Source organism: Nocardiopsis ganjiahuensis DSM 45031, from assembly GCF_000341085.1.
Classification (GTDB): Bacteria; Actinomycetota; Actinomycetes; order Streptosporangiales; family Streptosporangiaceae; genus Nocardiopsis; species Nocardiopsis ganjiahuensis.
This window is the reverse complement of record NZ_ANBA01000002.1, coordinates 139,381-152,740: the sequence shown is the minus strand read 5'-3', so window position 1 is coordinate 152,740 and position 13,360 is coordinate 139,381. Positions and strand designations below refer to the sequence as shown.

The 13,360-nt window shown below is 73.3% G+C and carries 11 protein-coding genes; 6 read left to right on the top strand and 5 right to left on the bottom strand.

The window, feature by feature from the left end; genetic code table 11:
* The first annotated feature begins 9 nt into the window (after positions 1 to 9).
* Complete coding sequence (locus tag D458_RS0101330) at positions 10 to 1,017, top strand: DUF5914 domain-containing protein (RefSeq protein ID WP_026118879.1); 1,008 nt, start codon at positions 10 to 12, stop codon at positions 1,015 to 1,017.
* Here the strand turns inward: D458_RS0101330 and D458_RS0101325 are convergent.
* Both D458_RS0101325 and D458_RS32765 read right to left on the bottom strand, forming a co-directional pair.
* A complete protein-coding gene (locus tag D458_RS0101325) occupies positions 981 to 2,561 on the bottom strand; it encodes an FAD-dependent oxidoreductase (protein ID WP_017584925.1) in 1,581 nt (526 codons plus the stop codon). The two genes, D458_RS0101330 and D458_RS0101325, sit on opposite strands and share 37 nt — an antisense overlap.
* Positions 2,558 to 3,364, bottom strand: coding sequence for a class I SAM-dependent methyltransferase (locus D458_RS32765; protein WP_017584924.1), 807 nt, complete (start codon positions 3,362 to 3,364; stop codon positions 2,558 to 2,560). The genes D458_RS0101325 and D458_RS32765 overlap by 4 nt, the downstream gene beginning before the upstream one ends.
* An 85-nt stretch (positions 3,365 to 3,449) precedes the next feature.
* Here D458_RS32765 and D458_RS0101315 point away from each other — a divergent pair, with 85 nt between their 5' ends.
* The gene (locus D458_RS0101315; protein ID WP_017584923.1) at positions 3,450 to 4,637 is read left to right on the top strand and encodes a lycopene cyclase family protein; all 1,188 of its coding nucleotides are present in this window, start codon (positions 3,450 to 3,452) and stop codon (positions 4,635 to 4,637) included.
* 9 nt (positions 4,638 to 4,646) lie between these two features.
* Here the strand turns inward: D458_RS0101315 and D458_RS0101310 are convergent, their stop codons facing one another.
* Positions 4,647 to 5,576, bottom strand: a complete 930-nt coding sequence (locus D458_RS0101310; protein WP_017584922.1) for a MerR family transcriptional regulator — start codon at positions 5,574 to 5,576, stop codon at positions 4,647 to 4,649.
* Positions 5,577 to 5,668: 92 nt separating this feature from the next.
* Between D458_RS0101310 and D458_RS0101305 the strand changes: the two genes are divergently transcribed.
* The 3 genes from D458_RS0101305 (at position 5,669) to D458_RS0101295 (ending at position 10,350) form a co-directional block, all read left to right on the top strand.
* Complete coding sequence (locus tag D458_RS0101305) at positions 5,669 to 6,316, top strand: DUF4383 domain-containing protein (RefSeq protein WP_017584921.1); 648 nt, start codon at positions 5,669 to 5,671, stop codon at positions 6,314 to 6,316.
* Positions 6,313 to 7,854 carry an SDR family oxidoreductase gene (locus D458_RS0101300; protein WP_017584920.1) on the top strand — a complete coding sequence of 514 codons (1,542 nt, stop codon included), beginning with the start codon at positions 6,313 to 6,315 and terminating at the stop codon, positions 7,852 to 7,854. Before D458_RS0101305 ends, D458_RS0101300 begins: the two co-directional genes overlap by 4 nt.
* 180 nt (positions 7,855 to 8,034) lie before the next feature.
* Entirely contained in the window at positions 8,035 to 10,350 is a 2,316-nt protein-coding gene (locus D458_RS0101295; RefSeq protein ID WP_017584919.1) for an MMPL family transporter, read from the top strand.
* Here the strand turns inward: D458_RS0101295 and D458_RS0101290 are convergent.
* Both D458_RS0101290 and D458_RS0101285 read right to left on the bottom strand, forming a co-directional pair.
* Positions 10,310 to 11,095: an aminotransferase class IV family protein gene (locus D458_RS0101290; RefSeq protein WP_017584918.1), complete on the bottom strand. Its 786-nt coding sequence runs from the start codon at positions 11,093 to 11,095 to the stop codon at positions 10,310 to 10,312. The two genes, D458_RS0101295 and D458_RS0101290, sit on opposite strands and share 41 nt — an antisense overlap.
* A 69-nt stretch (positions 11,096 to 11,164) precedes the next feature.
* Positions 11,165 to 11,872: a GntR family transcriptional regulator gene (locus D458_RS0101285; RefSeq protein ID WP_017584917.1), complete on the bottom strand. Its 708-nt coding sequence runs from the start codon at positions 11,870 to 11,872 to the stop codon at positions 11,165 to 11,167.
* A 189-nt stretch (positions 11,873 to 12,061) separates the two neighbouring features.
* Between D458_RS0101285 and D458_RS0101280 the strand changes: the two genes are divergently transcribed.
* A complete protein-coding gene (locus tag D458_RS0101280) occupies positions 12,062 to 13,318 on the top strand; it encodes an NRAMP family divalent metal transporter (RefSeq protein WP_017584916.1) in 1,257 nt (418 codons plus the stop codon).
* Positions 13,319 to 13,360: the final 42 nt, after the last annotated feature.

Genomic DNA, 13,360 nt, shown 5'->3' with positions numbered 1-13,360 from the left:
GGGACCCCCATGACCTTGCCCGACCCCGAACCCCGGCGCCTTCCACTGCGCAGGATGCCCCGGAGCACCTGGTCCAGGCAGGAACCGACCTGGCGCGAGGCCTCGCCCGCGGTGATCGGTGCCGCGCTCAAGAGGGCGTCGGCCCGGCCCTCGGGGAACTGGTTCGTCCTGGCCTCCAGCGCGGAGGTGCGGCGCGACCGCCCGTTCGGCCGTGTGGTGGCCGGGACGGAGCTGGTCGCCTGGCGTACCGGGGACGGCGCCGCGCACGCCGGGCCGGGGGCCTGCCCCCACCTGGGCGCTCCGCTGTGCCGTGGCGCGGTGGACGAGGGGCGCCTGGTGTGCCGCTGGCACGGGCTGTCCCTGGGCTCGGACGGGTTCCCTGGATGGAGCCCGTACCCGGTCCACGACGACGGCGTGCTCGTCTGGGTGCGCCTGGACCGGGCCGGGGGAGAGGAACCCACGGACGCGCCCGTGGTTCCCGAACGCCCGGACGGCGCGAACAGCATCGCTGCAGTGGAGAGCCTGGCCGGGCGGTGCGAACCCGAGGACGTGGTGGCCAACAGGCTCGACCCCTGGCACGGCTCGTGGTTCCACCCCTACTCGTTCGTGGGGCTGCGGGTCACCGAGGTGCCCGAGGGCCCCGACCCCTCCCCCGACCGCATGGTGGTGGACGTGGGGTTCAAGGTGGCGGGGCGGTGGGGCGTGCCGGTGCGCGCCGAGTTCACCTGTCCCGAACCGCGCACCGTGGTCATGCGCATCATCGAGGGCGAGGGGACGGGCAGTGTGGTGGAGACCCACGCGACCCCGCTCGGGGTCGACCGCGACGGGGTCCCGCGCACCGCGGTGATCGAGGCGACGGTCGCCGCGTCCGAACGCACCGGTTTCGCACTGGCCCGCCGCGTGGCCGGGGCGGTGCGCCCGGCGATGCGGATGGTCGCCCGCCGCCTGTGGAAGGACGACCTCGCCTACGCGGAGCGGCGCTACCTGCTCCGCGCGTCCGGACGCTGGCCGGGTTGAGACCCCCGTGCCGCGCGGGCCAGGGTCCGGAAGAGGGCGGACCGGCCTCTGCGGGGCACGGTCCACAAGGTGTGCCCCGCACGCCCCCAGCGCGAGAGCAGCGCGTTGGCGGCGCTCAGCCCGCTGGTAGCCGCGCCCTCCATGAGCGCGACCGGCAGGTCCACGCGCACGTGGTCGCCGGCCACGACCACCGACGGGTCGGGGGTGGTCACCGCGCACCGGTCCGCGTGGCCGCCCGGTGGGAAGAGCGGGCAGTCCGCGCGCAGCTCGTGGCGGGCGTCCACCACCCGTGCCGAGGCCAGTTCCGGGTAGACCGCCGTGGCCTGTTCCCACAGCGACTTCTCCTCGGCCCGGGCGTCGCACCCCTCGTGCAGTGCGTAGGCGTGCAGCTCCACCACCGAGCCGCCGGTGCGCCCCGCCCACTCCCGTGCCTGGTCCTCGTAGCGTTCCAGCACGCTGATGTTGTCCAGGGTGGGGTACCCGGCGGTGCCGAGGAACGCTTGCCGGTGCGGTCGCACCGGCCGGTCCAGCCAGTAGCGGGACACCAGGAACGGGGGAGCCGAGGCGATCCGGGCCACCCGGTCGCGCCACGCCGCCGAGCCCAGCTCCGGTGAGCGCGCCACCAGCGAGCGCAGCCCGCGCGGGTCCGCCGCCAGTACCACCGCGTCGAACCCCTCACTCCGCGCGCCGTCGGCGCCTGACCAGGCCACGGTGTGGCGCGGCCGGTCCCCGGGGGTGATCCGCTCGACCCCCGCTCCGGTCCGGAACTCCACCCCGGCGGCCCTCAGGTAGTCCTGCAGGGGGTTCCACAGGGCCTGAGGGAACGGCGAGCGCGGCACGTCGAACACCAGGCCCTCGGACGACCCCAGGAAGTACACGTGGAACATGACCGCCATCTCGGCCGCGCTGAGCTGTTCGGGTGCGGCGAAGAAACTCCGGCTGAACACCTCGAAGGCCAGGTGGCGGGCGGTGGCCGGGAAACGGGTGACCTCCAGGAGCTCCCGGGCGCTGCGGTGGCCCAGGCGCTCGTGCACCCCGGGCACGTCCACGTCCAGGAGCTGGAGCACGGCCGGGGCGTTCACCCCGGCCAGTTCGGCGAGGGGGAAGCTCGGGCTCGTCGCGGCCAGCGTGAACGCGTTCCACGGCGGGGTGGCGGGCAGATCCGAGAAGCGGTCCCGGGCACCCGAACTGTGCACCAGCGGATAGTCGGGGAGGGGCACCAGGCCCCGCAGCTCCGGATCGGTGCGCCGGAGCAGCCCGCGCAGGTTGTAGTACTGCCGGAAGAAGGCGTGGAAGCCCCGGCTCATCGTGGCGGTACTGCCGTCGGCGAGGGTCGTGTCCCAACCGCGCAGACGGCCGCCGAGGCCCGACTCGCGCTCGAAGACCACCACGTCCACCTCCCGCTCGGCCAGGCCGCAGGCGGCGGCCAGCCCGGCGATGCCCCCGCCGACCACGGCGACCCGCGGTGTGCGCCCGGGACGCGGACCGGTCGGCGGCGGTGCCCCGACCTCTTCGGCACGAGGGTCGCGTACGTCGGGGTTCATCGGACCTCCGTCCCGGCACCCGGCTCCGTGGAACCGCGCCCTTCGGAACCGCTTCCCCGGGCACCGTGCCCGTCGGAGCCCCGGCGCTCCGGCGCCCTGCGGCCGACGAAGGTGTGGGTGATCCCGTACTGCCAGCCCGGCATCGGCGCGGCGGCCACCGACTCCAGTCCCGCATCGCGCATCCTGCCCAGCAGCGCGGCGCGTCCGTCGAACTCCAGCACGCTCCGCCACAGGTAGCGGAACAGGTCCGCGCGGCCGGCCAGGGCCCTCCCCGCCGGGACCACCACGCCCCAGCACACCGCGGTCCACACCGCCCGGGCCGACGCCGAGTCGGCCACCGAGTACTCGTGCAGGGCCAGCCGCCCGCCCGGCCGCAGCAGCGCGCGCACCGCCTTCAGCAGGGCGCTCGGATCGGGGACGTTGCGCACCAGGTAGGCGGCGAACACCGCGTCCGCGGGGCCGCCCAGCAGCCCCACCGCCCACTCCGGAGTGACGTCCTCCGCGCGCGCCAGGTGGAAGGTGACGTTCTCCGGCCACTCCTTGGCCGCCGCGGCGCGAAGCATCCCCTCGGAGGCGTCGACAGCGACGATCCGAGCCTTCGGATACTCGTGCAGCAGGGCGGCGGTCGAGGCCCCCGTGCCGCACCCCAGATCCATCAGGAGCAGCCCCTCGCCCTGACCGGGCAGGCCCAGGCGCCGGGCCGATCTGCGCAGGTCCCGGTGGTAGCCGGGGTTGGCCGCGACCAACCGGTCGTACACGTCCGCGGCGTGGTCGAACTCGTCGGTGACGGCTCCGGTCTTCATCCGCGCGGTCGAAGTGGTCAAGGTTTCTCCAAGCTGGCCTGGGTCGGGAGGGGGCCTCGTCGTCCGGAGGGGGCATGCTGGGGGAATGGTCGACTACGACGTGGTGGTCATCGGAGCCGGAGCCGCAGGGCTCACCCTCGCCCATCGGATGGGGCAGGTCAACGAACGACGCGTGTCCCCGCTGCGGACGGCGCTCGTGGAGCCTCCCCGGGGCCCCAGCACCCCGCCGCCGCGGACCTGGTGCTTCTGGGAGCCCGACGGAGGCCCCTGGGACCACCTGCTGGCGGCCCGCTGGGAGGACCTCACGGTGGTGGGGCCCGACGGCGCCGAGTTCCGCTCCCCGGCCGAGCCCTACGTCTACAAGATGCTGCGCTCGGCCGACGTCGACGCGCACGTCCGCGCCACCGCGGACGGGCACGTCGAACAGCGGGAACTGTACGTCGAGGACGTCGCCGACGGCCCCGATCACGCCACCGTCTCCGCGGTGGCGCCGGACGGGGACCGGGTGGTCCTCACCGCCCGCTGGGTCTTCGACTCCCGTCCGCCCTCCCCGCCGCCCGTCGGGCGGACCCACCTCCTCCAGCACTTCCGCGGGTGGTTCGTGCGCACGCCCCAGGACGCCTTCGACCCGGACGCGGCCGTTCTCATGGACCTGCGCCCGCCCCAGCCCCGGCGCGGGGTGGCCTTCGGCTATGTGCTCCCGCTCTCCCGCCGCGAGGCGCTGGTGGAGTACACCGAGTTCGGCCGCACCGCCCTCTCCACCCCCGAGTACGACCGGGCCCTCAAGGACTACTGCGACCGGGTGGGGCTCCCCGAGGTCGAGGTCACCGCCGCGGAACAGGGCGTGATCCCGATGACCGACGCGCGCTTCCCCACCCGCACCGGACGACGCCTGTTCCGCGTGGGTGCGGCCGGGGGCGCCACCCGGCCCTCGACCGGGTACACGTTCAGCGGGGTGGCGCGCCAGACCTCCGCGATCGCCGACGCCCTGGCCGCGGACAGGGTGCCGGTACCACCGGTCCCGCACCGGCCCCGCCACCTGCTGATGGACGCGATCATGCTGCGGGCCCTGGCCAGCGAGCGGGTCTCGGGCGCCGACTTCTTCACCCGGCTGTTCGCCGCCAACCGCCTCGGTGACGTACTGGCCTTCCTCGACGGGGACTCGCGGTTCACCCGCGAGCTGGCCATGGGCCTGACCACCCCGGTCGCCGCGATGTCGCTGAGCACGGCCGACCACCTGTGGCACACCCTGCGGTCCCGCGCCACGCCGTGAACCCGGCCCTCACGCCGGGACGCCCCGCCCGCGGAGGACGGCGACGGCCTCGGTCAGGGAACCGAGGTGACGGTCCGCGAACCGGAGCGCGCTCCCGGCCTCGCGCCACCCCGGGCCGGCCGTGTACAGGGTGGTGCGCTCGGGGGCGGAGACCGTGACGCGGGCGACGGAGACCAGGGCCTCGGCGTCGTGCTCACCGCTGGTGTGGCACCACAGGACCACGGCGCGCGGGCCGATCCGGCGCACGGCGCGCACGGTCGCCTCGGCCGGGGTGCAGGCTCCCAGGACACGGTGGGCCAGTCCGGCCTCGCGCAGGGCGGCCGCCAGCGCCTCCACGGGCAGGCTGTGCATCTCGTGCGGTACGCAGGCGAGCAGGACCGGCCGGTCGTGGACGCCCGGAGCACGGGGCGGGGGCGGCGCGGGCACGCGGCGCAGGACCGAGGACACGCTCCACGACAGCAGGTGCTCCACCTCCACGAAGCGCCGGGTGTCCTCCCACTTGCGGCCCATCCCGTACAGCAGCGGCATCGCCAGGTCCTCCCAGGCGGCGACGGTCCCCTGACTCTCGACCGCGTTCTGGAGGAGGTGTTCCACCAGGTCGGAGTCCATGCGCATGGCGGCGCGGGCCAGCCCCTGGAGTGTGAGCGAGGCGGCGCCGAGCGGCAGCCCCTCGCCGCCGGCCCGGGGTTCGGGGACGGCCGGCAGCGGGGTGGGGCCCGGAGCGAGGACCTGCCGCGCGGCCTCGGCCGGGGGCGCACCCTCACCGACCAGACGGCACAGCTCCCGGAGCCGGGCGACGTCGGCCGGGGTGTACCGCCGGTGGCCGCCCGGGCTGCGTTCACGCGGGCCGACCCCGTAGCGCCGGTCCCAGCTGCGCAGGGTGGTCGGTGCGACTCCGAGGAGCCGGGCCGTGGCCCCCGGAGTGAGTGCGTCGGTCATGGTGCCCCAACACGTTGCGAAAGCGATGCGACTTGTGGCGTAGGCCGCTGACCTCCGACTCTAGTCATGAGAGCACCGAAAGGGGGCACGACATGGAACTGGACACCACACGCCGGGCGGACCGGCGGCTCGACCTCGTCTACCGGATCGGGGCCGGCTTCACCGGACTCGTCCTGATGGGCTTCGGCATCGCCGGCCTGATGGTCAGACTTCCGCTGTTCGACACGCAGGGTGAGGTCATCGCGGGGCTGTCCACGAACGGGGCGCTCAGCTTCCTGTCCATCGCCATCGGCTCGCTGCTGGTGGGCGCGGCGGTCCTGGGCGGCAAGTTCGCGTCGACGGTGTGTATCACGGTCGGGGTGGCCTTCGTGGTCAGCGGCCTGGTGAACCTGTACCTGATGAGTACCGACTTCAACATCCTGGCCTTCTCCATGCCCAACGTCATCTTCAGCTTCCTGGTGGGCCTGGTGGTGATGACCTTCGGTATGTACGGCCGGTTCAGCAGCCACCTGCCGGAGGACAACCCCTTCCAGCGGCATCGCCACCCCGACGAGCCGTTCGGCGGGGGCAGAGAGGTGTCCGCCGTGGAGAGTCAGCCCGACGGGACGACGGAGGAGGCCGACCAGGCGCGGGAACACGGGGCGACACGCCTGCACGGTCCGCGCGGCTCGGCCCACGGCGTGCCCGAACAGCGCACCGGGGACGTGCGTGAGGGCAGTTCCCGGGAGAACAGGGGATGAGCGCAGCCGAGGGGCGGCTCGCCCTGGTCACCGGAGCCAGCGGTTACATCGGCGGACGGCTCGTCCCGGAACTGCTGGCCGCCGGATACCGGGTCCGCTGCCTCGCCCGCACCCCGAACAAGCTGCGCGACCATCCCTGGCGGGACCGGGTGGAGGTGGTCCAGGGGGACGTGGTCTCCGGAGAGGGCCTGGCCGAGGCGCTGGCGGGGGTGGACGTCGCCTACTACCTGGTGCACTCCATGAGCGGCGGCAGCGACTTCGTGCGCACCGACGCCGAGGGCGCGGAGCGCTTCGCCGCCACCGCGGGGGAGGTGGCCGCGAGGGCGGCCGGGGAGGGGAAGGCGGGGCCGGGGCGCATCGTCTACCTCGGGGGTCTGGCCCCGGAGAACGCCGATCTGTCCGAGCACATGGCCTCGCGGACGGAGGTCGGCAGGATCCTGCTGGACGGCCCGGTGCCCGCGGTGGTGCTGCGTGCCGCCGTCATCCTGGGGTCGGGTTCGGCGTCCTTCGAGATGTTGCGGCACCTGACCGAACGGCTTCCGGCGATGACCACGCCCCGGTGGGTGCGCAGCCGGGTGCAGCCGATCGCCGTACGGGACGTGCTGCGTCTGCTCGTGCGGGCGGACGAACTCCCGGAGGGGACCAACCGCACCTTCGACATCGGTGGTCCGGAGGTGCTCAGTTACGCCGAGATGATCCAGCGGTTCGCCGCCGTGGCCGGGCTGGCCCGCCGGCTCATCGTTCCGGTGCCGGTACTGTCGCCCGGGCTGTCGAGCCTGTGGGTCGGCCTCATCACCCCGGTACCGCCCTCGGTGGCCCGGCCGCTGGTGGAGTCGCTGCGACACGACTCGGTGGCGGGTGAGGACGACCTGGCGCGGGCCCTGGACGACCACGACCGGATCGGCTTCGACGAGGCGCTGCGTCTGGCGCTGCGGAGGATCGACGAGGACCGGGTGGACACGCGCTGGTCGTCCGCGGCCTGGCCCAGCGCGCCGTCCGACCCGTTGCCCACCGACCCCGCCTGGGCCGGGGGCAGCCTGTACACCGACCGCCGCGCGCGTTACGTGGACGCCTCACCGGAGAGCCTGTGGCGGGTGATCGAGGGCATCGGCGGGGAGCGCGGCTGGTACTCGTGGCCGCTGGCCTGGGCGGCGCGCGGCTGGATCGACCTGGCTGTCGGCGGAGTGGGGCCCCGTCGCGGACGCCGCGACCCCGAACGCCTGCGATCCGGGGACTCCCTGGACTTCTGGCGCGTGGAGGAGATCGTCCCGGGGGAGCTGCTGCGCCTGCGAGCTGAGATGCGCCTGCCCGGGCCCGCCTGGCTGGAACTGCGCGTGGGGAACCGGGACGGGCGGACGGTCTACTGCCAGCAGGCCCTGTTCCACCCGAGAGGGCTGCTGGGCCACCTGTACTGGAAGGCGGTCACCCCCTTCCACGGGGTGGTGTTCGGTTCGATGGCCGACAACATCACGGCCCGAGCGGAGGCGGACAGCGCGGACGGTGCCGAAACGGACGGCGGAGTGAGAGCGGTCGCCTGACCCCGGGCCGCACCGGCGCGCCCGCCCCCGGGCGGGCCCCGGTGGGTCGTGCCCTCCGGGTGGGCTAATCTGTGGGAAGCTTTAGCTAGAAATACGAGAAACTCGTATTGCGAGTCAATGGGTGGAGCGTCGGCCGCACACGACCGCACGCCGTTCGCGCACCCGGAAGGACGTCCCACGGTGAGCACACGACACGAACCCCCGCGCAGACGATCACGCTGGTGGGTCGGCGCGGCCCTGCTGGTCAGCCTGGTCTGGCTCCTCGGGGTCGGCCCGCTGGGGGCGTTCCTCGGCAAACTCGGCGAGGTCCAGACCAACGACCCCGGAGCGTTCCTGCCTGTCGGAGCCGAATCCACCGAAGCCGGGGAACTCGCCGAGGACTTCGACCGCGGCGACACCGTCCCCGCGATCGTGGTGCTGTCCGCCGACCAGGAACTCACCGAGACCGACCTCGCCGGGGCCGGTGCCCTGGCGGAGCGGATCGGCACCGAACCCTGGGCCACCGGCCAGGTCGTCGGCCCGATCCCGGGCACGGAGGACCCCTCGGTCGCCCAGATCGTCGTCCCGATCGGAGAGCGGTACGACACCGGGGACTCCGTCGAAGAACTGCGCGCGCTCCTCGCCGACGACCCCCTGCCCGGAATCCAGGCACAGGTCACCGGACCGGCCGGTTACGCGGCCGACCTCGTGGCGGCCTTCGGCGGCATCGACTCCACCCTGCTGATCGTCGCGGTCGTCGCGGTCCTGGTCATCCTCGTCGCGGTCTACCGGTCACCGCTGCTGCCGATCCTGGTGATCGTGGCCTCCCTGCTGGCCCTGGGACTGTCCGGAGCGCTGGTCTACGCCGCCGCCGACACCGGGCTGGTCAGCCTCAACGGCCAGAGCCAGGGCATCCTGTTCATCCTGGTCGTGGGGGCCTGCACCGACTACGCGCTGCTGCTCGTCGCCCGCTACCGGGAGGAGCTGGCCACCCGTGAGCGCGTGCCCGAAGCCGTCCTCGCCGCGGTGCGGGGCGTCACCGGGCCGGTCCTGGCCTCCGGCGGAACCGTCATCCTCGGCCTGCTCTGCCTGCTCGCCGCCGACCTCGCCTCCACCCGCAGCCTCGGCCCGGTGGTCGCCATCGGCGTGGCCGCCGCGATGCTCGCTGCGATGACCTTCCTCCCCGCCGCCCTCGCCCTGTGCGGCCGCGCCGCCTTCTGGCCCACCGCCCCGCACCGCACACACCTGGGGGAGGGCCGGAGCACCGACCAGGTCCTGCGGCAGCACCCCTTCTGGGGCCGGATCGCCGCCATGGTCGCCCGCCGCCCGCGCGCCTACTGGCTGGGCACCGCCGCCCTCCTGCTCGCCGCCTCGGTGTTCGCACCCCAGTTCAGCGCGCAGGGCACCGGGCAGGCGGAGGTCTTCCGCACCGAGGTCGAGGCGGTGGACGGCCAGGAGGCGCTCACCCGGGGGTTCGGCACCGACTCCAACGCCGCGCCCGCGCTCGTGGTCGCACAGGAGGAGTACCTGGACGAGGTCGTGGCCGCCGCCGAGAGCCTGCCGGAGGTCGACGGGGCCGCCCCCGTCACCGAACCCGGGCCGCCCGGCGAGCAGGAGACAGGGAATCCGGGGTCCGAGGGACAGGACTCCGGGGACCAGGCGCCCGAGGGACAGGCGCCCGGCGGTCAGGCTCCCGGCGACCGGGCGCAGGAAGGCGCCCCCGAGCCCCTGGTGGAGGACGGCCGGGTCCTGGTCGAGGTGGTGCTGGCCGCCGACCCCGAGTCCCCCGAGGCGGTGGCCGCCGTGCGCGACCTGCGCGCCGAGCTGGGTTCGATCGAGGGGGCGGACGCCCTGGTGGGCGGGGTGAGCGCCACCGACCTCGACACGTTGGAGACCGCCCAACGGGATTTCACCGTGGTCGTCCCCCTGGTACTGGTGGTGGTCTTCCTGGTGCTGATCCCGCTGCTGCGGTCGCTGGTGGCCCCGCTGCTCCTGATGGCGGCCAACGTGCTCTCGTTCGCCGCCGCCCTCGGGGTGGGGACCCTGGTGTTCGACCACGTCCTCGGCCTGCCCGGAGCCGACCCCGTGGTGCCGCTGTTCGCCTTCGTCTTCCTGGTGGCGCTCGGGATCGACTACAGCATCTTCCTGATGTCCCGGGCCCGGGAGGAGACCCTCACGCACGGGCACCGGGAAGGGGTCCTGCGGGCTCTGACGGTGACCGGCGGGGTGATCACCTCGGCCGGGGTGGTGCTGGCCGCGACCTTCGCCGCGCTGGCCGTGATCCCGCTGCTGTTCCTGCTCCAGCTGGCCTTCCTGGTGGCCTTCGGCGTGCTGGTGGACGCGCTGCTGGTGCGCACGCTGCTCATCCCGGCCCTGGCCCTGGACGTGGGGCCGCGTCTGTGGTGGCCGGGCCGGGCCGCCCGCTCCGGCGACGAACCCCGTCCCGGCGACGGGCCCCGGGACGTGGGGGAACCGGCTACAGCAACTCGCCCGGAAGCTCCTGGTAGGCCTGGCTGAGCCTGCGGAGCAGGTCCGGCCGGGGCAGGTGGACCCCGTCGATCGAGGCCACCGGCCGGACCCCCGCGGTGGCGTTGGTGACGAAGGCACCCGCCGCCCCGGTGGCCGCGACGGCTGACAGGGGGCGGGTGGAGACCGGTACCCCGAGCGCCTCGGCGGCCTGGCCGACCAGGCGCATCGTCACCCCGGGCAGGCAGGGGGCCTGCGGCCAGACCAGCCCGGACCCGTCCAGGAAACCGATGTTCCAGGTGGGCCCTTCGGAGACACGGCCGTCCACACCCGTGAAGAGCGCGTCGTCGAACCCGTCCAGCTGGGCCGCGCGCCGCTGCCGGACCGCCCCGAACAACCCGGTGCCCTTGACCGTCGGGGCGTCCCGCGTGAACAGGCGGGTGCCGAGGTGGACCGGCGGCGGGGCGGAGCCGGGGGCCGCGCGCGTCGTCACCAGGATCTGGGGCAGGGCGCGCGCGCTGGGGCGGCCCAGGTCCAGGGTGGGGTCGTAGACGGTCACCCGGACCACCGAGGGCGAGGGGTGCGCGCGAGCGGAGCGGCGGGCGAGTTCGCGTACACGCGGGATGTCGAGTTCGCTGCCGAAGAGGGTCGCGCAGTCACGGCTGAGGCGTTCCATGTGCAGCTCCAGGCCGCGTACGCGCAGGTCCGTGACGAGCATGGTCGTGAAGTGTCCGTAGCCGTACAGGGCGAGGCCGGCGAGTTCTCCCGTGCTGACGGGGCGTCCGTTCAGTTCCATTACGGGCCCCATTCTGGCACTTCGGGACCTGGGGCAGGAGCTGGTTGGAAGGTCGTATCCGGGCCGTTCTCAGGCCCGGGAGCCCTGCTCCATCGCGACGAACGCGGTGACCAGCTGGTTCTCCGAGGTGTCCAGGTACTCGGTGAGTTCCCCGCAGGCCGTGGCGGCGTCACCGTCGGCCAGCGCCAGGTGGATGCGCCGGTTCCAGTTGAGGTAGGGGTCGTGGAACTCCCGGGGCGCGGCCATCACGTGGAACACGAGTCGGGTCTCGGCCAGCACCTGGCGCATGAACTCGTTGATCCGCGCGCTGCCCGCCAGGGCGGCGAGCGCCTCGTGGAAGCGCATGTTCGCACTGCCCATCCGCCACCAGTCCTCCTGGGCGCGGGCCCGCTCGCCCTCGTCGACGGCGGCGCCCACGGCCCGGACCAGCTCCGCCGGGGCGTCGGCTGCCCCGCGTACGGCGGGAAGTTCCAGGGACCTGCGCGCATTGAACAGATCGCGGACGTCCTCGCTGGTGGGGCGGTTGACGAACACCCCCCGGTGCATGTGGTGCACGAGCAGGCGCTCCCGGCTCAGGAGCCGGAAGGCCTCGCGCAGCGTGTTCCGGGAGACCTCGTACTTGCGGCTGAGCCTCTCCTCGGAGAGGCGCACACCGGGGGTCAGCTCACCGTCGATCACGAACGTGCGGAGCATGTCGGCGACGCGCTCGGCCTGGCTGGTCGGCCGTGCCAGGGCGGGCTCGGGCAGCCGGTCGATGTAGTCCTCGGTCGCCGTCACGTGAGCTCCTCCGACTGCTTCGACGCGTGCCCACACCGGGCGGGGTGGTCCCACCCATGTTACGTACGGGCCGTTCGGGACTTTACTTACCGGTCTCTTACCAGGGCTGTGGGATTGGAGTATTGTTCAACAATCCAACGATGGCGTTGGTCACCAGGACACTTCGATCTCCCCACACTGGAGAACACCATGGGCGACCAGCCCTCCGCACCTGCTCCCAAGCCGGTGCGCCCCCGATTCCGCCGCGTGGCGCTGAGCAGCGGCCTGCTCGGAGCCATGTTCCTGATGGCCACCAGCGCCATCGGCCCCGGTTTCATCACCCAGACCACGACCTTCACCGCGCAGCTCGGTGCCGCGTTCGCCTTCGCGATCCTCGTGTCGATCCTGGTCGACATCGCCGTCCAGCTGAACATCTGGCGGGTCATCGGCGTCTCGAACATGCGCGCCCAGGACCTGGCGAACAAGATCCTCCCCGGTGCCGGGTACGTGCTCGCCGCGCTCATCGTCTTCGGCGGCCTGGTCTTCAACGTCGGCAACATCGCCGGAACCGGCCTCGGCCTCGACGCCATGGTCGGCCTCGACCCCCGCGCCGGCGCGGTCGTCTCGGCGGCCGTCGCGATCGTCATCCTGGCTGTCAAGAGGCTGGGCGTGGCCCTGGACCGCATCCTCGTGGTCCTCGGTCTGCTCATGATCGCCCTCACCGCCTACGTGGCCTTCGTGTCCAGCCCGCCCGTGGGCGAGGCCCTGCGCCAGTCCGTGCTGCCCGAGGCGGCCAGCAGCGACCTCTTCCTCGCCACCATCACGATCATCGGCGGCACGGTCGGCGGCTACATCACCTACGCGGGCGCCCACCGCCTCATCGAACAGGGCAAGGGCGGACGCGAGAACCTCGCGGCCATCACCCAGACCTCCGTCACCGGCATCATCGTCACCGGCATCATGCGGGTGCTCCTCTTCCTCGCCATCCTGGGCGTGGTCGCGGGCGGCGTCGCGATCATGGACGCGCCCAACCCCCCGGCCGAGGCCTTCCACCAGGCCGCCGGCGAGGTCGGCATGCGCCTGTTCGGCATGATCATGTGGGCGGCCGCGGTCAGCTCCGTGATCGGCGCCTCCTACACCTCCATCTCCTTCGTGACGACGTTCTCCCCGTGGCTGGAGCGGCACAAGGGCAAGTTGGTCACGGCCTTCATCGGTGTCTCCCTGGTGATCTACCTGGTCTCCGGCCAGGCCCCCGGGACACTGCTGGTCATGGCGGGCGCGCTCAACGGCGTCATCCTGCCGGTCGGGCTCGGGCTGCTGCTGTGGGTGGCCGCACGCCACTCCCGGACCCTCCTCGACGGCTACCGCTACCCGCGCTGGCTGCTCGTGATCGGTGTGGCGGCCTGGCTGCTCACCGCCTACATGGCCGTCAACTCCCTCGGCGGTATCGCGGCGCTCTGGCAGTGACCCCGACCTCCACCGGCCGGTCCGCGAAACACCGGGCAGGCC

Bases quoted from the DNA above. Each gene is read 5' to 3' on its own strand.
- D458_RS0101330 (WP_026118879.1), top strand. From the start codon at position 10: ATGACCTTGCCCGACCCCGAACCCCGGCGCCTTCCACTGCGCAGGATG.
- D458_RS0101325 (WP_017584925.1), bottom strand. From the start codon at position 2,561: ATGAACCCCGACGTACGCGACCCTCGTGCCGAAGAGGTCGGGGCACCG.
- D458_RS32765 (WP_017584924.1), bottom strand. From the start codon at position 3,364: ATGAAGACCGGAGCCGTCACCGACGAGTTCGACCACGCCGCGGACGTG.
- D458_RS0101315 (WP_017584923.1), top strand. From the start codon at position 3,450: ATGGTCGACTACGACGTGGTGGTCATCGGAGCCGGAGCCGCAGGGCTC.
- D458_RS0101310 (WP_017584922.1), bottom strand. From the start codon at position 5,576: ATGACCGACGCACTCACTCCGGGGGCCACGGCCCGGCTCCTCGGAGTC.
- D458_RS0101305 (WP_017584921.1), top strand. From the start codon at position 5,669: ATGGAACTGGACACCACACGCCGGGCGGACCGGCGGCTCGACCTCGTC.
- D458_RS0101300 (WP_017584920.1), top strand. From the start codon at position 6,313: ATGAGCGCAGCCGAGGGGCGGCTCGCCCTGGTCACCGGAGCCAGCGGT.
- D458_RS0101290 (WP_017584918.1), bottom strand. From the start codon at position 11,095: ATGGAACTGAACGGACGCCCCGTCAGCACGGGAGAACTCGCCGGCCTC.
- D458_RS0101280 (WP_017584916.1), top strand. From the start codon at position 12,062: ATGGGCGACCAGCCCTCCGCACCTGCTCCCAAGCCGGTGCGCCCCCGA.